Origin of the sequence: Rhizobium sp. AG855 (genome assembly GCF_003610655.1) — a bacterium.
Lineage (GTDB): Bacteria > Pseudomonadota > Alphaproteobacteria > Rhizobiales > Rhizobiaceae > Allorhizobium > Allorhizobium wuzhouense.
Map to the genome: position 1 here is coordinate 3,004,953 of NZ_RAQG01000003.1, position 18,419 is coordinate 3,023,371.

An 18,419-nucleotide genomic window follows, 5' to 3' on the forward strand; every position below is an offset into this window, starting at 1 on the left:
ACTCTTTCGATTATCTCTTCAGGTTGACCAGGACTTCCATCAATTCGGAGCCCGTCTGGAAAACCTTGGAGTTTGCGGTGTAATTCCGCTGAGACTCAATCATCGCCGTCAGTTCCTCTGCGACGTCCACGTTGGAGTCTTCGAGGGCGCTGGAGATGATCTTGCCGAAGCCACTGGAGCCGGCATAACCGAGAATGACGACGCCGGAATCGTTGGACTGGGTGTAGAGGTTGCCGGCCACCGGATTGAGGTTGTCCGGGCTCTGCACACTGGCGAGTGCCACACGGAACTTCGGCACCAGATCACCATTCTGATAGGCGATCGAAACAATGCCCTTGTCGTCGATCTCGTAACCCTTGACCTTCGAGGCTGCGTTGCCGTTGACATTGCCGCGCTCGACGGAGAAGGCGGACGCCAGCTGCGTGGTGTCACCAATCTGAAGCTTGATTTCAGGAACTACCGCACCGTCGATGTCGAACTCATCCAGTGTAAGTTCGCCGGTCGCTGGGTCCGTCAGCTTGCCGTTTGTGTCGAATATCAGCGATTCGGGACCGAGCAGCGCAGCGGGTGTACCAGGACCCGTCGCCGTTACGGTCCACTCGTTGGCGTTCACCTTCTTATACACGAACTCGACCAGACGGCTCGAACCCTGGCTGTCGAAGACCTTGAGCGATGTCTTCTGCTCGAAGCCGACGGCGGCACCGTTCGGAAGGTTGACGTTCAACACGCCCGTGGTCGATGCAACGGCAGAAATACCGGAGCCCGAAAGGTCCACATTCTGAAGACCGTCGAAACCGTTGACCACGATGGTCGGATCCGCGTTTGAATCGTATTCATAACCCTGCAGCGTATAGCCGGCCGTGTTTTTCAGCGTGCCATCGTCCTGAAGGACAAAGGCGCCTGCACGGGTCATGTAAGGGGTTCCGTCGTCACCCTTGACGATGAAGAAACCCGCGCCGTTGATGGCGAGATCGGTTTTCGACGTCGTATAGCTGAACGTACCCTGGGTGGAGATCGAGTAACGAACGTCGGTCTCGACACCGCCTGAATTGTAGGCGCCGTCAGTGGTCGGCAAAATCATCGAAGAGAACTGCACCGAGGCTTTTTTGTAGCCGACGGTACTGGAATTGGCGATGTTGTCGCCGACCGTACCCAGGCGGTTGGCCTGGGCATTCATGCCGGAGACACCCGTTCGCATGGTTCCATAAAGGCTCATATTAAAATCCTCGCTTCCGTAGTCATTTCAGAGGGTATGAGGTGGGCCTTGCGTGAAGCTGTCTGGCATTGCGGCTCTGAACCAAAATCGTTCAAGAGCCGCCGCAGCGGGGATCCGGCTTCAGCGCCGGATCAGCTCCAATCGATGCAGTAGCCAAGGAAGCGCTTGGAATCGACCGGATCGAAACCGAGCTTCTTGCGCAGCTTCTTGCGAAGCTTCGAGATGTGGCTTTCGACGACGTTTTCCTCGACCTCTTCGTCGAAGATGCCGTAGATCGCGTTGAAGATCTGGGTCTTCGAGACGCGGCGACCGCGGTTTGCGACCAAATATTCCAGGATGCGGCGCTCGCGGCGCGGCAGCGGGAAGACCTCGCCGGCGATCTCGGGATCGCGGCCGTCGGAGAACACCTTGATCGGTCCGATCTCGGTGAAGTTGGTAATAGCACGCAGACGTCGGCGGATAGCCGCTGCCCGTGCCAGGATCTCCCGGGGATGCACCGGCTTGCGCACGACGTCGTCGACGCCGCAATCAAACAGTGCAAGCGTCGCCTCAAGCGAGGGCTGATCGCTGACAGCGATGACCGGCGCCTGGGTTCTGTCGCGGATTGCCCGCGGCAGTTCCAGCATCGCCTCACCCTGTCCGATCAGGAAAGCCTCGACTGCTGCGATGTCGGAATCGGCCGCCGTATTGACCCATTCCCCGAACTCCCTCGGGTCAAAACCCGTCGAAGGAATCCCCTCGCGCCCAAATAAAGATGTGTATCCGTCTTTCACGAGCTCGCGCTCATCAACCACGACGATCATTCAGCCGCCTCCGAATCAGTGTGGTGTTTCGATAGGCTATGGGTACGAATCGTGCGATTCAGGGACAACTAGGTAAACTTAATGACAGATATTAATAATTGATTAAGGATTTGGTGCCGATTTGAACTAGATATAGTGGGTTACCGGTGATTGCCGCACTATTTTTTAGTGGAAAAGTTAACGCAAGCTTCGCGCAAGCTCTTGCTTTCCCACTTTTCGACGCAGTGTCGCCACATTTGGCAAATCGCACATAAGGCAGGTGTCAATCAATTTTTGGTTGCTATTCACCGCAAAATTGTCGCGCGGAAGACGTCCAGTTTCCATAGCCGGTGGCGACCAGATTGGCGATCACGCGGCACACGTAACGCTTCTGCGCGGGGTCGTTGTTCGGCCCCGCATGATATCTCGCAACAGCCATGGTCCAGGTTTCATGTCGCTGGTGCAGATTGCTCAGAAAGCGTGCTGCATATTCGACGTTGCGCCGGGGGTCAAACATCGCCTGCACAGAGGTAAAATTCTCTCCGTGGAAGTGCTGGTTGATCTGCATGCATCCAACATCGATCAACTTGGCACCGCCATCCCTTGCTCTCTGGAAGGCGTTCAACGCCTCCTCAAGCCCGTCGAAATAATAGGCTTTGCCCTCCACATTCAGGGCATAGGCCTGAAGACTTCCCTTCCGCCCTGTCTCCGTCAATCCGACAGAATAGAGGATGCCTTCGGGAATGCCGTATTTGGCGGCAGCGGCGCTGATCTCTGTCTCGCAGCTGCCGGTGCTCGCTTCGGCATCAGAGGTAAAGCTGACCAGGGCGAGCGCCACGAGCGTCAGAAGACTGAACCTCGGTCTGCTGCACCAGTCTCTCATCGGCCATCCTCGTGCTGCTGTTGGTTTCGCCACGGGCGCGGCCTTCACTGCCCTGGCCACCCGATTGGAAGGCCTGCTGCCCAGGCTGCTGGCCTGGAGTATTGTTCTGGCCGGCATCGGCGCTGCGATCTGCTGACGCGACCTGCATGTTGACATGAACGTGGTCAACGGTAAGTCCCTGCGCACGCAATCCCTTTAGAATATCGCTCGTGTCATTCTGCAGCTGTCGCAGGGCTGCGGGATTGTCCACGGTCAGTTGGACGCTCAGTTCCTCACCCGAAAGCCTCAGCGTTGCCGTGACGCTGCCCAGTTCGATCGGGCTCATCTGCAGCTTCAAGGTATTCACCACCTTGCCGTGACCGGATTGGGACGCTGCATTGGCGAGTTCGGAGCCGGGCGACATTGCGCTCACCCATTCGCCGTCGCCGAGCATGGCCGCGGTGATCGAGGCAGCGTTGTTGGTCGAGGCGGGAGCAATGAAACGACGCGCATCCAGCACGGCGATCGTCTCCACCGGCGCTGCATCGCCCATGTCTTCGCCACGCCCGGCCGTCTCGCCCTGCAGGATCATCGGCTGTGCCTTGCCGTCAGCCTTGACCACGCGGAAGGTCCGGTCCGGGTCGCTGCCCTGGCCTTGCGAGGTCGAAGCATCGTCCGGCGCCGCACCTGCGGCGGCAGCCACCGCCTCGGCCAGTATGACATGCGCCTTTTGCTCAATCGGAGCCTTGGATGCGTCCTCGCCATCACCAGTCTTGTCAGCTTTCGTATCCAGCTGTGGCGCGCCGGCGAGCAGGCGCAGGACATCGGATAGATCGGCTTCCTTGGTGCTGGCGGATGCTTCTTCCTCCGCAGTGTCGGATGCCGCCGGCTCGCCATTCATGGCGGCCTTGTTGTCGCGCAAGCCCGCCAATGCCTTGGCGAGTTCTGCTTTCGACATGGTGCCGGCGTGGGACGCCCCATCGTTGGCCTTCTCGTTTTCCGCCCCCGGTTCCTTCGTCTTGGAACGCGCCGCCGCCAGAAGGCGAGCCAGTTCGTCCGTAGAGAGGTCGGCAAGGTCGATCAAGGGCCCATCGGAGGTGGCCGCCGGGTTTTCCGAGATATCGATCACCGGGCTTTTCGACCGAGCATCGACCGCAGGCTTTCCGGCAACGCCGTCATCGGTCTTCGCCGCATGTTCCTGATCGCCCTGCCTGGCCGATTTCTCCTGGTTCCCGGAATTCGAAAGGACCTTCGAAAAGCTTCCGTCCTGCGCCTGATCCGCTCGCGCGCCAGACCCCGTTTGCGTTACGACCGTGCCCGGCGCGGGCACTGGGGGAGCCGATAATGCATCCAACATGTCAGGGGCCTTCCTTCTTGAGAAGATCGTCGATCGCATCGAGCTTGGAGCGCCCAGCATCGACAAAGGTGCGCAGTTCCGGATCGATCGCGGGGGCTTTGGGATCTGCCGCCACGGGCTGAACGGTCGCGGGTGCGGTGTCTGCAGGTTTTGCAGCCTCGGCCTTGGCCTGGGGCAACGGCGCCAAGGGATCCTGAAGCTCCGGATCGACCGTTGCTGCGGCGACACCTGTGTCGGCAGCGGGGGTGGGCTGCTCGACCGGAGGCGATGTTGCCGGCCCCTGTGGCTTTCGCAGCACTTCCTTTGCGACCGCCTCGGCGGCCTGTCGCAACGCACGGTCCTTGGGAGACAGGGATTCTTCCGGGATCGCCATCAGGGCAGCCATGGCATCGTCCACCTTTTCGGTGGGAATACTGACGAGGCTGCCATAGAGCTTGGCCAAGGTGTCTGCACCGGCCCCATCGCCCGACAGGGCCTGCGCCTGGGTGGCCGCCATGACGGCAAGGTCACGCCGCCCGGCGATCGCCGCCTGACGAGCGATGCGCAGATAGACCTCACGACGGCGGTCCACATCCATGTAACCAAGCGTCGCTTCGATGTCCTCCGGTTTCAGGGCATCATAGTGCTCGACGACGAAGCGTACGAAAAGATCGGCGAACTGGCTTGCATAGGGCGAATAGAGGAAACGGCGGGCGTAGCGATTTGCGTAGCCCGATGCCTTATCGACGATCTTCGCATCGACGGCGACCGCGAGCGAACGGCGCAGCGCCGCCTCCTCGACGATTGTTCCCGGGGCGGTCAATCGCGCCCAGTCGTAGAATTTCAGCGAACCCGCAGGATCCTTGGCGATCGTGACATTGCCCGCGACCAGCGCCAGGTAAGGGGCAATGTCGGCATCTTTGTATTCGGTGACCATCTCGCCAAGCGTCTTGGCGATCAGCGTGCCCTTGCCGCTCAAGTATTTGCGTAAGGCGTCCGCGATGCGGTTGTCGAAGTTGCCATCAACGTCGCGGGCCACCAGAAATTCCAGCGTCGCCGGATTGCCGCCACTCATGGCGTAGATCAAAGCCGCATCGACATTTCGGGGATCGGCGAAGATTGCCGGGTCGGCCGTGCGCAGCCGCTTGTCGATGGCACCCAGCATGAACCGCTGCATCTCGGCGGCCGAATGATCTCCGCGCACGACGGTATCCTGGACGAACTGCAGCGAGCGCAGCATGCGATAGGGTTCGATGGTATCGTCCATGCTCTGGGCATAGGCCGCAAGGCCGCCCGAAAGGGCAGCCGCAGCGCAGGCCAGAAGAGCAAGGGAGAACCGCCGGATCGCCATGATTTATCCCTGCTCCCCCTGGATCAGGATCTCGATGCGTCTGTTAGCATCGGCCAACGGATCGGAAGGGACTTGGAGACGGCGATCGGCGAAGCCGGATACCTGTTCGACGCGGTCCTCCTTCAGGCCACCGCGGACCAGCATGTAGTAGGCGCTGTGCGCGCGGGCCATCGAAAGGCGCCAGTTGTCGTTTTCCGTGCCCTTGAACTGCCGGCCGTCGGTGTGGCCGCGAATGACGATCTGGCCAGGCCGGTCCTGCAGGAGCTTGCCGATACGTTCCATCGCCAGAACCATATCCCGCTGGGGCACGGCGGAGCCGACATTGAACATGGCAGCATCACTCTGATCGCTGATGGTGACGAGCAGGCCACCTTCGGCGGGCGTGACGATGAGCCCCTCTGCCAGCTTGCCGGCGGTGCCACCGATGGCCTCTTCGATGTCCTGCTTCAACTGCGCGGCAGCTGCCAGTTCCGCCTTGGTCTCTGCCGGAGCCTGGGCAGGATCGGCGAGTTTCGCCTCCTCGGTCTTGCCATCCTCAGGCTTTTCGCCTTCGGCAGCCGGAAGCTTCGACTCCGCCTGCGGGTTCTCGGGCTTCATCTCCTCGGGTGTCGGCTTCTGGCCCGGCACCACGAGGGCGACCTGCTGTCCCGGTTCGGTGGACGGCTGCGATGGGTCCTGTGGCTGCTGCGCCGCGGTCCGCTGTTGCTGATCCGATGGCGTCGTCGCGTCTGTCGGCTTTCCGACAGGTCCGTTGGCCGTCTGGACCTGCTGGGTCCAGAAGTCCGGATCAAACGGGTCGCGATAGGCTTCACCGCCCTGGGCGCCGGTCGAGGGACCGGAATCGGCGGCACCACCCTCGCCCTTGGCGCTGACATTGGCCTGCTGACCGACTTCCTGGGCAATCTCGGCCAGAACCGAATAGGGATTCTCGAAGAAATCGGCTTCCGAGTAGTTGGAGTTTTCACCCGAAGATGCCGTCAGATCCTCACCCGTCGCTGCGGAGGAACCGACCCTATCCTCGTCGTCCTCGACCTTCGACCGTTCTTTCTTCTGTTCGCCTTCCGCCTGATCGACCGGCTTCTTCAAGCCCTTTTCCGTCGGCTTCTCGTCCGAGAGCTTGATCGGATTGAAATAACTGGCGACCGACGCCTTCGTTTCCTCATTGGCGGCGTTGACGAGCCACATGACGAGGAAGAAGGCCATCATCGCGGTCATGAAGTCGGCATAGGCAATCTTCCACGCGCCACCATGAGCGCCATCGTGGTCGCCCTTGTGGCGCTTGACGATGATGATCTCGTTCTTACCGTGGTGGTGGTTCTCGTCGCTCATGACAGCACTTTCTTCAGGCTTGCACTGAAGGCGGAGATGCGGGTCACGAGTGCCGTATCGCCGAACTCAGCCGTCAGATCCAAATCCGTGCCATCGACATGGTGCAGCATTTCTGCGTGATCGGGCATTTCAGACAGGAGTTTCTCAAATAGGTCACGGGGGCCCCTGACCTGGATCGTGCCGGCTTCGCCACTCGAAATCGCCGCTTCGAGTTGTTCGGCCAATTCATCGACCGCCCGCTCAACGATGCCTTCCTCGATCACCGGCGCCAGAGCATGAGCGACCTGCTCGCTGACGGAAATCGACAGGCGCTTGACAACCTCGGGCAGTTGTTCGGCGATTGCCGCAGCGAACTCGTCGCGCAGCCGCTGTTCAATCTCGGCCAAGGCGTCCGCATGGGCCGCTTCCAAGGCCTGGCGTTCCGCCTCGAGGCGCTCGACTGCCGCCTGCTCACCTGCCTCATGGCCCTCAGCATAGGCCGCCCGGCGAAGGGCTTCGAGATCGACCGGTTCGGGTTCCGGTTCTGGAAGGGCCGGAAAGTCCATTTCGAAATCATCCATGCCACCGCTGAAAGCGGTTTCGACCGGTTGCGGCGGGGCCGACGGCGTGGAGAAGTCCTTCAGATATCTGGCCAGAGGCATGCTCATCAGCGGTCACCCCCACCGACAACAGGGTTCGATCCGGCTGCACCTTCCGGCGCGCGCGGGACATCGACATCAACGGGGCCAGAACGTGTTCTCATCTTCCGGATTCGGCTTTCGCTTCGGGGCCGCAACTCTCGGCAGGTTCCTGCCATGGACAATGCTTGAAACTAGGGTGTCAAACTTGCGCGAAGATGAATGGCGCCGCAGGCTCTGCGGCCGCAGCATTGCCGGCGCGAACAGCCACGCCGGCGTGAGGCTCACCACGCGTCAATTTTTGAAGAGCGTCAGGAGTTTTTCGGCGCTGGTATTGGCAATGGAGAGCGCCTGAATGCCGAGCTGCTGCTGGGTCTGGAGCGCTTTCAGCCGGGTCGATTCCTCGTTCATGTCGGCATCGACCAGACGACCGACACCCTTGTCGATCACGTCCATCAGATTGGAGACGAAGTTGTCCTGCATTTCGATCCGGCTGGTGATGGCGCCGAGCGTGGCGGCCGAATCGGTGAGCTGGCCCATCACGGTATCGATGACGCTGATCATGTCATCGAGCTGTGCCGTCGTCGTTGATGTATCGATCGCAATTTCTGTGCCGGTCACGGGGATCACCGAGCCGACATTCAGCAGATAATATTCGCGGGCCGTGCCCGTCGGCGTGGAGGACAGCGCGTCCGCATCGATGGCCTTGGTGAGGAAGCCACGGCTTGCATCTTCCGTGTCGATGAGGACCGAGTTTTGCGTATCGAAGTCGAGGGTGGTGACCTGAACGGAGCCGTCGGCACCGCGGATGAAGGAGGACACGACCTGCTTGGTACCGAGCGGATTGACATTGGTGTTGTAGAGCCAGTTCTCGCCGGAGAAGGAGGCCGACTGCGCCGAGGACACGAGCTGGTCCTTCAACTGCTTCATTTCCTCGTTGATCTTTTCCTTGTCGACACCCGGCTCGCTGGCGGCAACCAGCTTTGCCTTGATGCTCGACATCACCTTGATGACGTTGTCGAGCGCCGTGTAAGCGGTATCAACGGTCGCAGCACCCAGACCGAGCGCGTCGGCAACCGTGGACAGAGCGGCGTTATCGGAGCGCATTGTCGTGGCGATCGACCAGTAGCCAGCATTGTCCGACGCGGTTTCGACGCGATACCCCGAGGAAACCCGTCTCTGGGTCGTCTCGAGATTGGTATCGATCGAGCGAAGCGTCTGGAGCGCGGCCATGGCGGCTGCGTTGGTCATAATGCTGGTCATGCTGGTGCCCTCAAGCGTACATCCGTGCGCATCCGACGAAGGTCGGCAGAGACGGGTGGGCATCATGCAGACTGCGCCTCGGCGCAACCCCCGTCACCGTTAACAAATCGTTAACGGTGTCATCTAACAAGCGTAACGCTGAGAAGGCAAGGCTGACGACCCCGAAATCGCTGAGAATGAGAAAGCCCAAAAGTTTCGCGCAAGGCAGACGCGGAAATCCGCGCCCCTTTCGAGGCGCGGATCATACCGGAAGCACCTGATACGTCAGCGAGGGACGAAGTCGCCCCTAGCCAAGGCGCCCTTACTGACGGAAGAGTGTCAGGATGCTTTCGGAAGCGGAGTTGGCGATGGAGAGCGACTGGATGGCGAGCTGCTGTTGCGTCTGCAGTGCCTTCAGGCGAGTCGATTCCTCGTTCATGTCAGCGTCGACCAGGCGGCCGATGCCGCTGTCGATCGAGTCGGTGAGGTTGTTCACGAATTCTTCCTGCATCCCGATGCGCATGGAGATCGAGCCGAGGGCAGAGCTTGAGCTGACGACTGCTTCGAGTGCCATGTCAACGGCCTTCAGCATGGTGTCGAGGTCGGTTGCGGAGAGACCAGTGATGTCGAGTGTGTCCACCGATGTCGGCGCAATGACATTCGTCGCCGGTTCCCCCGTCGCGGTCGTATCAACGCCCCACTTGGTGGTGCCATCATCGTAGACAACTTCCTGCGACAGAACCGCCGAGTCAACAGCGCGCACCCAGTTGCCGCCAACGTTCACGAAATTCCCGTTGTAGTCGATCCCACCCGCTGGCGGAGTGTAGCCGGTGACGTTGGCATAGGCGCCGGTAAACGTCGCACCAGCAGAGATCAAGCCGTCGACATTGTATACGCCGACCGTCTTTTCCGTCTGCGTGCCGTTGATGTTGATGATCAACGTCTTGCTGGACTGGGACACATTGAACTGCTTGTCGAGGATGCCGGTATTGCCGCCGGTGTCGAACAGGACGCTGTTGGTATTGAGCTCGTAGTCGATCTTTTTGACCGAAACGCTGCCGTCGTCGGCTCTCACGAATGATCCTACGACGCTTTTGGTGATCGCACCGGCGTTGTTGGTGAGATCGGCCTGCAACCAGTTTTCACCGGAGAACGAAGCTGCCGAAGACACTGTCCGGAGCTGCTCCTGCAACTGGGTGATTTCTTCCTGGATCTTGTTCTTGTCGACGCCATCCTCGGTCGCAGCGACGATCTTCGCCTTGATCTGTTTAACGACATCTACGACCGCCTCCATGGCGGAGTAGGCCGTATCTACCTTCGCCGCGCCTAGACCCAAAGCGTCCTGAACGGCACCGAGCGCCATGTTGTCCGAACGCATGGTGGTGGCGATCGACCAGTATGCGGCGTTGTCCGATGCAGTCCCGACACGCATGCCCGAGGAAACACGTGCCTGCGTCTGCTCCATGCTGTTGTCGATAGTGCGGAGAGTCTGAAGTGCCGACATCGCGGCATTGTTCGTCAATATGCTGGTCATGATGGTTGCCCCTGGAATTGGCTAGATAGAGGGACATCCCGGTTCTGCCGGGAACGATCGGAAGGCCTTATGCCGTTAACCACTTCTTCGTTTTGGTTAATCCATCGTTTCGATGGGTGCAGTTAAGCCGCTCATGGTTAACAAAGCCTAAATGGAAGATTAAAATTTGCTGGACCGTTAAACAAAAAAAGGGTCGCGCCAATCAAGGCGCGACCCAAATTCTTTGGAAACCAGATGCTTAGCGGAACAGCGTGAGGATGACTTCCGATGCCGAGTTCGCGATGGACAGCGACTGGATCGCAAGCTGCTGCTGTGTCTGCAGGGCCTTCAGGCGGGTGGATTCTTCATTCATGTCTGCGTCGACGAGACGACCGATACCGCTGTCGATCGAGTCGCTGAGGTTCTGGACGAACTCCGTCTGCATATCGATGCGGCCGCTCACCGAACCGAGGTCCGCTGCAGCGCTGGTCATCTGCGTCAGGGCCAGATCGACGGCCGAGATCATGACATCCAGGTCCTGGCTCGTCGCGAGCGTGGTGATGTCGAGATCAGCCACGGACTGTGTTGCCACGATGTTGGTCGCGGGTTGGCCGGTTGCAGTCGTGTCAACGCCCCACTTCGTGGTGCCGTCGTCATAGACGACTTCCTGGCTCAGCGTCGCAGAGTCGACTGCACGCACCCAAGTGCCTTGCGTCTTGACGAAATTGCCGTTGTAGTCGATGCCGCCCGCCGGCACGGTGTAGCCGGTTACGTTTGCGTAGTCACCGGTGAAGGTCGCGCCAGCCGAGATCAGACCATCAACAGCGAACGCACCTACCGTCTTTTCGGTTTCGGTACCGTTGATGTTGACCTTGAGGGTGACGCTGCCCTGAGAAACGTTCTGCTGCTTGTCGAGGATGCCGGTGTTGCCTCCGGTGTCGAACAGGACGTTGGTCGTCGTCAGATCATAGGCAACCTTCTTCACTGAAACGCTGCTGTCGTCGGCACGAACGAAGGACGCAACAACACTCTTCTGCAGCGGCGTACCGCCGGCAGTCAGATCAGCCTGCAGCCAGTTTTCACCCGAGAACGAAGCAGCCTGCGCGATGCTGGTCAGCTGGTCCTTGAGCTGGGAGATTTCTTCCTGGATCTTCGTCTTGTCGACGCCGTCTTCGGTGGCGGCAACGAGCTTGGCTTTGATTTCCTTAACGACTTCGATGGCCGAATTCATGCCGGAATAGGCAGTATCAACCTTGGCGGCGCCAAGACCGAGGGCGTCGGACACAGCCGACAGAGCCATGTTGTCGGAACGCATGGTGGTCGCGATCGACCAGTATGCGGCATTGTCGGATGCAGAACCAACGCGCTGACCAGAGGACACCCGAGCCTGGGTTTCTTCCATGCTAGACGAGATGGTGCGAAGGGTAGAAAGCGCAGCCATCGCTGCTGTGTTGGTCAAAATGCTTGTCATGGTTGTATTGCCCCTATTGGCGTTCGTGAAGGGACATTCCGGTTTCCCCGGAAACGGCGCACAGCATCATGCTTGTTAACCTTTTAATTTATCTGGTTAACTCACCGTTTCAATGAACGTAGTTAACGACAGCAAGGTTAATGAACTTCTAAGCCAGATATCTTTTTTAAAAATGAGAGATTTTTGGAATACAGCCAGAGAGGGTACGCGCGCGTATCACGAAAGGCTTAAAATAATGGTAAAGCCGCGCCTGTTTCCAGGCGCGGCTCCCATTTTCGAGACGAATGTCTTTCCGAACTTTTCGCGCTATTAGCGGAAGAGCGACAGAACGTTCTGCGATTCCGAGTTGGCGATCGACAGAGCCTGGACCGCGAGCTGCTGCTGTGTCTGCAGGGCCTTCAGGCGGGTGGACTCTTCGTTCATGTCGGCATCGACGAGACGACCTACACCGGCGTCGATGGAGTCGCTGAGGTTCTGGACGAACTCTTCCTGCATGTCGATACGTGCAGAAACCGAACCCAGGGAAGCCGCAGCGCTGGTCATCTGAGTCAGGGCCTGGTCAACAGCCGAGATCATGGTGTCCAGATCCTGGCTCGTCGCGAGCGTGGTGATGTCCAGATCGGCCATCGACTGCGTTGCCACAACGTTGGTAGCGGGTTGGCCGGTTGCAGTCGTGTCAACGCCCCACTTCGTGGTGCCGTCGTCATAGACAACTTCCTGGCTCAGCGTCGCAGAGTCGACCGCACGAACCCAGGTGCCTTCGGTCTTGACGAAGTTGCCGTTGTAGTTGATGCCGCCAGCCGGAACGGTGTAGCCGGTTACGCTTGCGTAGTCACCAGTGAAGGTCGCGCCAGCCGAGATCAGGCCATCAACAGCGAACGCACCCACCGTCTTTTCGGTTTCGGTACCGTTGATGTTGACCTTCAGGGTGATGCTGGCCTGAGAAACGTTCTGCTGCTTGTCGAGGATGCCGGTGTTGCCTCCGGTGTCGAACAGGACGTTGGTCGTCGAGAGGTCATAATCAACCTTCTTGACCGAAACGCTGCCGTTGTCTGCACGAACGAAGGACGCAACAACGCTCTTCTGCAGCGCGGTACCGCCGGCAGTCAGGTCTGCCTGGAGCCAGTTTTCACCCGAGAACGAAGCAGCCTGCGCGATGCTGGTCAGCTGGTCCTTGAGCTGGGTGATTTCTTCCTGGATCTTGGTCTTGTCGACGCCGTCTTCGGTGGCGGCAACGAGCTTGGTCTTGATTTCCTTGACGACGTTGATTGCCGCTTCCATACCGGAATAGGCAGTATCAACCTTGGCAGCGCCGAGACCGAGGGCGTCGGAAACTGCCGACAGGGCCATGTTATCGGACTTCATGGTCGTAGCGATCGACCAGTAAGCGGCGTTGTCCGAAGCGGAGCCGACCTTCTGACCCGAAGAGATACGGGCCTGGGTGTCTTCCATGCTGGCAGAAATCGAGCGGAGGGTGGACAGCGCGCCCATTGCGCTGGTGTTGGTCAGAATGCTGGCCATAGGATTTGTCCCTTAAAAACGAGGTACTAACGGGGACATACCGGACTAAAAACTTACCGGTCACGGACGTTCGGCATCATGCCAGTTGGTATTTTTTCGTTGCTACCAGTTCCGTCGTGCGAGCTCCAAACTCGCAGCCATATGTTGCCAAGACCTTAAGCCAACCGAGTGCATTCATGCTTCCGGGGCCTATGGTAAACAGGGTGATAACGATTTTGGGGAGGGTGCCCGGAATCAGGCGAAGGATCTTACCAGGCTTCCCACCAGCAGATTCCAGCCGTCGATCAGAACGAAGAACAGGATCTTGAACGGCAAGGAAATCGAGGTCGGCGGCAGCATCATCATACCCATGGCCATGGTGATGGTGGCGACAACCATGTCGATCACGAGGAAGGGCAGGATGATCAGGAAGCCGATCTCGAAGCCTCTGCGGATCTCCGACAGCATGAAGGCGGGAACCAGAACCCGGTAGTCGACCTTGCCATCTGAAATCGTCGCCTGGCCACGCTCATTGGCAATGTCGACGAAGAGCTTCAAGTCCTTGTCGCGGGTATTGGCGGTCATGAACGTGCGAAATGGCTCGGCAATGCGTGCCACCGCTTCCGCTTCCGTGATCTGATTGGCCATCAGGGGCTGCGCCCCGTTGGTCCAGGCCTGGTCCATGGTAGGGGCCATGACATAGAAGGTCATGAAGAGCGCCATGCTGGTCAGGATCATATTGGAGGGCGTGGTGGCGAGGCCCATGCCCGAACGCAGGATCGAAAAGGCGATCAAGAAGCGCGGGAAGCTCGTGACCATGATCAGGATGCCCGGTGCAACCGACAGCACCGTCAGCAGTCCAAATGTCCTGATGATCCACGCCGCCACCGACCCGTCGATCGGAGCGTTGAAGATCTCGGTCGGGAACTGCTGGGCCACAGCCAGTTCCGGCGCCATCATCAAGACGGCGACGAGGGTGAGAAGCCGAATCATTCGATCACGAGGGTTCTGAACATCACCTTCGATACGCGCCCTTCCGAGCGCAGGTCAACACGCTCCTGGAGGTCATCCTTGAGATATTGAAAGCCCCGTGGCCCCTCGACCTGCTGCAGGGATACGGTGCGCAAATACGCGAGGATGTCCTGATGAACATCCTCGGCGATCTTCACGTCGGGCGGCCCGTTGAACATCAGGGCAACTTCGACGCGGATCCAGTTTTCCGACGGGTAGGCAAGATTCGTCGTGATGGGCTCCAGAGCAACGACGCCATTGGCTTCCGTGGAAACGTGGGGAAGCCCCTCTTCCTTTTTCGCCTCGCCGTGACCGGCCGGCGCTTCGGCTGCGGCTACAGCTTCCTTCGCCTGCTTGACCTTCGGCGACAGCATGGTGCCGATCGCCCAGCCGCCGCCGCCGCCAACGACCGTCAGCACGACGAGCGGGATGAGAAGCGCCATCAGTCCCGACTTCTTCTTGCCTTCGCCTTCCTGGCCTTCTTCCATGGATGGTCCCTCGTGCTGCCGCAATAATCAGAAGGGCGAATAGATATCGACGACCTGCTGACCGATCGGCGGCTGCTGAATTTCCGTCAGACGACCCCGGCCACCGTAGGAGATTCGGGCCTCGGCGATCTTGTCGTAGGAAATCGTATTCTCTGCATCCACATCCTGCGGGCGTGCGATACCGGCAACATTCAAGATCCGGATCTCGTGATTGACGCGAACTTCCTGCGAACCGCTGATCAACAGGTTGCCGTTCTCCAGAATGCCGGTCACGACCGCTGCGATCAGCAAGTTCAGCTTCTCCGAGCGCTCGGTCTTGCCATCGCCCTTGGAGCTCGTGCTGGACCCCGTGGACAGGTCGCCGCTGGTGCCGGTATCCGTCGAGAAGCCGAGGAACTCCTTCACCTTGGCGCCCCATTTCAGAGAGGTACCATTGTCGCGGCTGCGGTCCGTCGCGTTTTTGAAGGTCGCCCTATCATCGATCTCGATCGTGACCGTGAGAATGTCGCCGACATTGAGGGCGCGTGCATCCTTGAACAGCGCAGACTGATTGTCGCTCCACAGCGAGTAGCCACTTGCCGTCTGCATGGGCTGCTTCGGATAGAGCGCCATCTGCGGGGTCTGGCTGTAACGGAGACCGGACCCGATCGGGCTCATGGCCGGGGCGTTGCCGATTTCCTTGATGGTCTGGCTCTGGCAGCCAGCCAGGAGGAGGATGGCCAGCAAGGCCGGGGAACGCTTGGTCATGATGGATCCTTCGAAGTGGTGGGGTCGCCCGCACTGGACATGATCGAGGCGACTGCGGCCGCCTTGTCCGGCTTCATTTCCGTGAGAATGAGGCTCGACTGGCGCGGCGGAAGCTTCATGATGATGGCGGCGGCGAGCATGACATCGGTCTCAGCCAACTGGGGCGCTGCCGCATCGGGCGCCATCTTGCGGTAGATTTCGACGAGCTGTTCATCCGCCTTCTTCATGAACGCGTTGCGCCGCGTGAGCCAGTCCTCGTATTCGGCCCGGCGCGTTTCCAGAACCGATATGCGGCTGTCGACGTCGGCCTGCAGTTTCTCCAGTTCCTGCTTCTGCAGAAGATAACGCTGGTCGCGTGCTGCATCGGCAATGCTGGAGCAGAACTGCTTGATCTCGGCTTCGGAGGCCGCATCCGGCGGCTGCGGTTGCTGCTGGCCGACCGCGATCCCCGCAAAAGCGGGCAGAGTGGCGATCAGGATGACGGCTGCGCCATTGCGCAGGACCGTCGCTGAGGGAATGAGAGAGTGCATCTGGATCATTGCAGCACGAGCTCCGCCTGCAGCGCACCGGCCGACTTGATGCCCTGGAGAATGGCGATGATGCCATCAGGCTTCACGCCGATGCTGTTCAACCCGCTCACCAGCGTTCGAAGGTCGGGCCCTTCAACGACCGCGATCTTGTCGCCCGACTTCTGTGTGATGATGTCGGTCTGATCCTGGATCGCCGTTTGTCCACGCGAGAACGGCTCCGGCTGGACGACCTGGGGCGTCTCGCTGACGGTGACGGTCAATGTCCCGTAAGCGACCGCCACGCGGGATACCCGCACGTCCGCTCCGATGACGATCGTGCCTGTGCGCTCGTTGATCACGACCTTCGCCGGGGAATCCGTCGCGACCACCAGGTTCTCGACATCCGCCATCAAGCGGGCGAGGTCTGCGGTGCGTGGCTTCTGGATCACCACTTCCTGGCTGTCGCGGGCTTCCGCGATCGGCGCTCCATAATTGGCTGCCGCATAGGCATTGATGGTGTCGGCAATGCGGAGCGAGGTGGTAAAGTCGGCATTGCGCAGCTGGAGGACGAGGTTGACCGAGTCCTTGAACTTGGAGGGAAGCTCGCGCTCGATGATCGCGCCGCCGGGGACGCGACCGGAGGTCGTGATCCCTTCCTGGACGCTGGCGGCATTTCCCTGAGCCGTAAAGCCGGACACTACGACCGAGCCTTGAGCCACTGCATAGATCTGTCCGTCCGCGCCGGTCAGCGAAGTCATGACAAGGGTACCGCCGCGAAGGGACGTCGAATCGCCGAGGGAACTCGCCGTCACGTCGATGCGGCTACCGGGGCTGGCAAACGGCGGCAGATTGGCGGTGACCATGACAGCCGCGACATTCTTTGCATTCGACTGACCACCTTGCGTGGAGATGCCGAGGTTCTGCAGCATGGCCCGCATGGACTGATCGGTGAAGGGCGAAGAGCGAAGACTGTCGCCGGTGCCCTGCAGGCCAACCACGAGGCCATAGCCGATCAACTGGTTGTCTCGGCCGGACTGCAGCGAGGCGATGTCCTTGATGCGCGAATTCGTCGCGAGCGCCGGCTCGAAAGGCGCCAGGACGAGCGACAATACGCAAAGGGCGAGCCGCATTGAAGAGAGCAATCTCATTTTGCCATCACCTGTACCGTGCCGTCGGCCATCACTGTCCCGGATACGATCGTGCCGGAATCGAGATTGCGAACCTTGATCAGCTCGCCGACCGACGCATCGGTCAGAGGCGTGCCGCTGGCGCTGATCAACATGTTGCCAATCGAAAAGGTCAGCCGCACGCTTCCGCCGCGCTTGACCGCAAAGGCTTCGCGGAGACCTCCCGTCGGGATCGTACGGCCGGGCAGCAACGTGCGTTTGGTGACCATGCCCACCACCTCTTCCTTGGTGCGGGCATAGTCGCCGGTCAGATTGGGGTTGGTCACAGCAACCACGTCCACCTGATCGGCCGACACGGTCTCGCCGGGATAGATCACGCGCTTGGGAACGACGGCGGTGTCCTGTGCGGACGCCAACCCTGTGCCAAGGCAGAGGGCAGCCGCGACGGCGAGCGCCGCAACCTGCACCAGATATCCGAATGTTCGGCGAAACCTCATGTTTGCCTCCAGTTGTCTTACTTGAGGTTCTTGCTGACGATCTGAGCCATTTCGTCGGCGGTGGTGATGACCTTGGAATTCATCTCGTAGGCACGCTGCGCGGAGATCATGTCCGTGATCTCCTTCACCGAGTCGACGTTGGATGCTTCAAGATAGGACTGCTTGAGGTATCCGAAGCCCGGATCTTCCGGCGCACCAACAATTGCCTCACCCGAAGCGGTCGTCTGGGCGAACAGGTTGTCGCCGAGCGGCTTCAAACCCGCCTCGTTGACGAAGTTCGCCACCGTGAGCTGCCCGAGATTGGTGTAGTCGGCATCGTTGCCGAGGCGCGCCGAGACCTGACCGGTCCGGCTGATGACCACTTCGGACGCGTTCTGCGGGATCGTGATCTGCGGTGTGACCAGATAGCCGTCGATCGTGACCAGCTGGCCCTGGGCATTCATGTTGAACGCGCCGGAACGGCTGTAGAAGGTCTGGCCGTCAGCACTCTCGATCTGGAACCAACCGCGACCGATCATGGCAACGTCGAGTTCGTTGCCGGTCTGGGTGAGTTCACCCTGGGTGTGGATGTTGCGGACAGCGGCCGTCTGCACGCCGAGACCGATGTTGGCACCTTCCGGGACGATGGCCTGGTTGGCGCGGTTGGGAACGCCCTGCGCTCGCTCGGTCTGGTAGAGCAGATCGGAGAACTCGGCACGCGCGCGCTTGAAGCCCGTCGTGTTGATGTTGGCAATATTGTTGGCGATGACCTCAAGATTGGTCTGCTGGGCATCCATACCCGTCGCGGCGATGGCAAGCGCTCTCATATGTCTATACCCCTA

The 18,419-nt window shown here is 59.9% G+C and carries 18 protein-coding genes; all 18 read right to left on the reverse strand.

Annotated features, from left to right (window positions below; all coding sequences use genetic code 11):
* Nucleotides 1–10: 10 nt before the first annotated feature.
* The 18 genes from DFO46_RS14830 to flgG all read right to left on the reverse strand — a co-directional run bounded on the left by DFO46_RS14830 (nucleotide 11) and on the right by flgG (nucleotide 18,404).
* Nucleotides 11–1,216, reverse strand: coding sequence for a flagellar hook protein FlgE (locus DFO46_RS14830; protein ID WP_110789941.1), 1,206 nt, complete (start codon nucleotides 1,214–1,216; stop codon nucleotides 11–13).
* 131 nt (nucleotides 1,217–1,347) lie between these two features.
* Entirely contained in the window at nucleotides 1,348–2,019 is a 672-nt protein-coding gene (locus DFO46_RS14835; RefSeq protein ID WP_120277816.1) for a winged helix-turn-helix domain-containing protein, read from the reverse strand.
* 280 nt (nucleotides 2,020–2,299) lie between these two features.
* On the reverse strand, nucleotides 2,300–2,881 hold the full coding sequence (locus DFO46_RS14840) for a transglycosylase SLT domain-containing protein (protein WP_110789942.1): 582 nt from the start codon (nucleotides 2,879–2,881) through the stop codon (nucleotides 2,300–2,302).
* Nucleotides 2,805–4,217: a flagellar hook-length control protein FliK gene (locus DFO46_RS14845; RefSeq protein ID WP_183041903.1), complete on the reverse strand. Its 1,413-nt coding sequence runs from the start codon at nucleotides 4,215–4,217 to the stop codon at nucleotides 2,805–2,807. The genes DFO46_RS14840 and DFO46_RS14845 overlap by 77 nt, the downstream gene beginning before the upstream one ends.
* Nucleotide 4,218: 1 nt before the next feature.
* Nucleotides 4,219–5,547, reverse strand: a complete 1,329-nt coding sequence (gene motC / locus DFO46_RS14850; protein WP_110789944.1) for a chemotaxis protein MotC — start codon at nucleotides 5,545–5,547, stop codon at nucleotides 4,219–4,221.
* A 3-nt stretch (nucleotides 5,548–5,550) separates the two neighbouring features.
* On the reverse strand, nucleotides 5,551–6,876 hold the full coding sequence (locus tag DFO46_RS14855; protein ID WP_120277818.1) for a MotB family protein: 1,326 nt from the start codon (nucleotides 6,874–6,876) through the stop codon (nucleotides 5,551–5,553).
* On the reverse strand, nucleotides 6,873–7,523 hold the full coding sequence (locus DFO46_RS14860) for a GTPase (protein WP_120277819.1): 651 nt from the start codon (nucleotides 7,521–7,523) through the stop codon (nucleotides 6,873–6,875). The genes DFO46_RS14855 and DFO46_RS14860 overlap by 4 nt, the downstream gene beginning before the upstream one ends.
* Before the next feature lie 264 nt (nucleotides 7,524–7,787).
* A complete protein-coding gene (locus tag DFO46_RS14865) occupies nucleotides 7,788–8,756 on the reverse strand; it encodes a flagellin (protein WP_120277820.1) in 969 nt (322 codons plus the stop codon).
* 301 nt (nucleotides 8,757–9,057) lie between these two features.
* Nucleotides 9,058–10,269 carry a flagellin gene (locus DFO46_RS14870; RefSeq protein ID WP_120277821.1) on the reverse strand — a complete coding sequence of 404 codons (1,212 nt, stop codon included), beginning with the start codon at nucleotides 10,267–10,269 and terminating at the stop codon, nucleotides 9,058–9,060.
* Between the two features lie 238 nt (nucleotides 10,270–10,507).
* Complete coding sequence (locus tag DFO46_RS14875) at nucleotides 10,508–11,719, reverse strand: flagellin (RefSeq protein ID WP_120277822.1); 1,212 nt, start codon at nucleotides 11,717–11,719, stop codon at nucleotides 10,508–10,510.
* Between the two features lie 309 nt (nucleotides 11,720–12,028).
* A complete protein-coding gene (locus DFO46_RS14880; protein WP_120277823.1) occupies nucleotides 12,029–13,240 on the reverse strand; it encodes a flagellin in 1,212 nt (403 codons plus the stop codon).
* Between the two features lie 234 nt (nucleotides 13,241–13,474).
* Nucleotides 13,475–14,212 (reverse strand): flagellar type III secretion system pore protein FliP, encoded by a 738-nt coding sequence (gene fliP / locus DFO46_RS14885; RefSeq protein WP_110789951.1) that lies wholly within the window; start codon nucleotides 14,210–14,212, stop codon nucleotides 13,475–13,477.
* Nucleotides 14,209–14,718 carry a flagellar basal body-associated FliL family protein gene (locus DFO46_RS14890; protein ID WP_120277824.1) on the reverse strand — a complete coding sequence of 170 codons (510 nt, stop codon included), beginning with the start codon at nucleotides 14,716–14,718 and terminating at the stop codon, nucleotides 14,209–14,211. Before DFO46_RS14890 ends, fliP begins: the two co-directional genes overlap by 4 nt.
* Nucleotides 14,719–14,745: 27 nt before the next feature.
* Nucleotides 14,746–15,465, reverse strand: coding sequence for a flagellar basal body L-ring protein FlgH (gene flgH, locus DFO46_RS14895; protein ID WP_120277825.1), 720 nt, complete (start codon nucleotides 15,463–15,465; stop codon nucleotides 14,746–14,748).
* On the reverse strand, nucleotides 15,462–16,004 hold the full coding sequence (locus DFO46_RS14900; RefSeq protein WP_120277826.1) for a MotE family protein: 543 nt from the start codon (nucleotides 16,002–16,004) through the stop codon (nucleotides 15,462–15,464). The genes flgH and DFO46_RS14900 overlap by 4 nt, the downstream gene beginning before the upstream one ends.
* Nucleotides 16,001–17,122, reverse strand: coding sequence for a flagellar basal body P-ring protein FlgI (locus DFO46_RS14905; RefSeq protein WP_120277827.1), 1,122 nt, complete (start codon nucleotides 17,120–17,122; stop codon nucleotides 16,001–16,003). Before DFO46_RS14905 ends, DFO46_RS14900 begins: the two co-directional genes overlap by 4 nt.
* A complete protein-coding gene (gene flgA, locus DFO46_RS14910; protein WP_120277828.1) occupies nucleotides 17,119–17,598 on the reverse strand; it encodes a flagellar basal body P-ring formation chaperone FlgA in 480 nt (159 codons plus the stop codon). Before flgA ends, DFO46_RS14905 begins: the two co-directional genes overlap by 4 nt.
* A 17-nt stretch (nucleotides 17,599–17,615) precedes the next feature.
* Entirely contained in the window at nucleotides 17,616–18,404 is a 789-nt protein-coding gene (gene flgG, locus DFO46_RS14915) for a flagellar basal-body rod protein FlgG (protein WP_110789957.1), read from the reverse strand.
* Between the last annotated feature and the right edge of the window lie 15 nt (nucleotides 18,405–18,419).

Bases quoted from the DNA above. Each gene is read 5' to 3' on its own strand.
- DFO46_RS14890 (WP_120277824.1), bottom strand. From the start codon at position 14,718: ATGGAAGAAGGCCAGGAAGGCGAAGGCAAGAAGAAGTCGGGACTGATG.
- DFO46_RS14835 (WP_120277816.1), bottom strand. From the start codon at position 2,019: ATGATCGTCGTGGTTGATGAGCGCGAGCTCGTGAAAGACGGATACACA.
- DFO46_RS14860 (WP_120277819.1), bottom strand. From the start codon at position 7,523: ATGAGCATGCCTCTGGCCAGATATCTGAAGGACTTCTCCACGCCGTCG.
- DFO46_RS14865 (WP_120277820.1), bottom strand. From the start codon at position 8,756: ATGACCAGCATTATGACCAACGCAGCCGCCATGGCCGCGCTCCAGACG.
- fliP (WP_110789951.1), bottom strand. From the start codon at position 14,212: ATGATTCGGCTTCTCACCCTCGTCGCCGTCTTGATGATGGCGCCGGAA.
- flgA (WP_120277828.1), bottom strand. From the start codon at position 17,598: ATGAGGTTTCGCCGAACATTCGGATATCTGGTGCAGGTTGCGGCGCTC.
- motC (WP_110789944.1), bottom strand. From the start codon at position 5,547: ATGGCGATCCGGCGGTTCTCCCTTGCTCTTCTGGCCTGCGCTGCGGCT.
- DFO46_RS14905 (WP_120277827.1), bottom strand. From the start codon at position 17,122: ATGAGATTGCTCTCTTCAATGCGGCTCGCCCTTTGCGTATTGTCGCTC.
- DFO46_RS14875 (WP_120277822.1), bottom strand. From the start codon at position 11,719: ATGACAAGCATTTTGACCAACACAGCAGCGATGGCTGCGCTTTCTACC.
- flgH (WP_120277825.1), bottom strand. From the start codon at position 15,465: ATGACCAAGCGTTCCCCGGCCTTGCTGGCCATCCTCCTCCTGGCTGGC.
- DFO46_RS14880 (WP_120277823.1), bottom strand. From the start codon at position 13,240: ATGGCCAGCATTCTGACCAACACCAGCGCAATGGGCGCGCTGTCCACC.
- DFO46_RS14900 (WP_120277826.1), bottom strand. From the start codon at position 16,004: ATGATCCAGATGCACTCTCTCATTCCCTCAGCGACGGTCCTGCGCAAT.
- DFO46_RS14840 (WP_110789942.1), bottom strand. From the start codon at position 2,881: ATGAGAGACTGGTGCAGCAGACCGAGGTTCAGTCTTCTGACGCTCGTG.
- DFO46_RS14830 (WP_110789941.1), bottom strand. From the start codon at position 1,216: ATGAGCCTTTATGGAACCATGCGAACGGGTGTCTCCGGCATGAATGCC.
- DFO46_RS14845 (WP_183041903.1), bottom strand. From the start codon at position 4,217: ATGTTGGATGCATTATCGGCTCCCCCAGTGCCCGCGCCGGGCACGGTC.
- DFO46_RS14870 (WP_120277821.1), bottom strand. From the start codon at position 10,269: ATGACCAGCATATTGACGAACAATGCCGCGATGTCGGCACTTCAGACT.
- flgG (WP_110789957.1), bottom strand. From the start codon at position 18,404: ATGAGAGCGCTTGCCATCGCCGCGACGGGTATGGATGCCCAGCAGACC.
- DFO46_RS14855 (WP_120277818.1), bottom strand. From the start codon at position 6,876: ATGAGCGACGAGAACCACCACCACGGTAAGAACGAGATCATCATCGTC.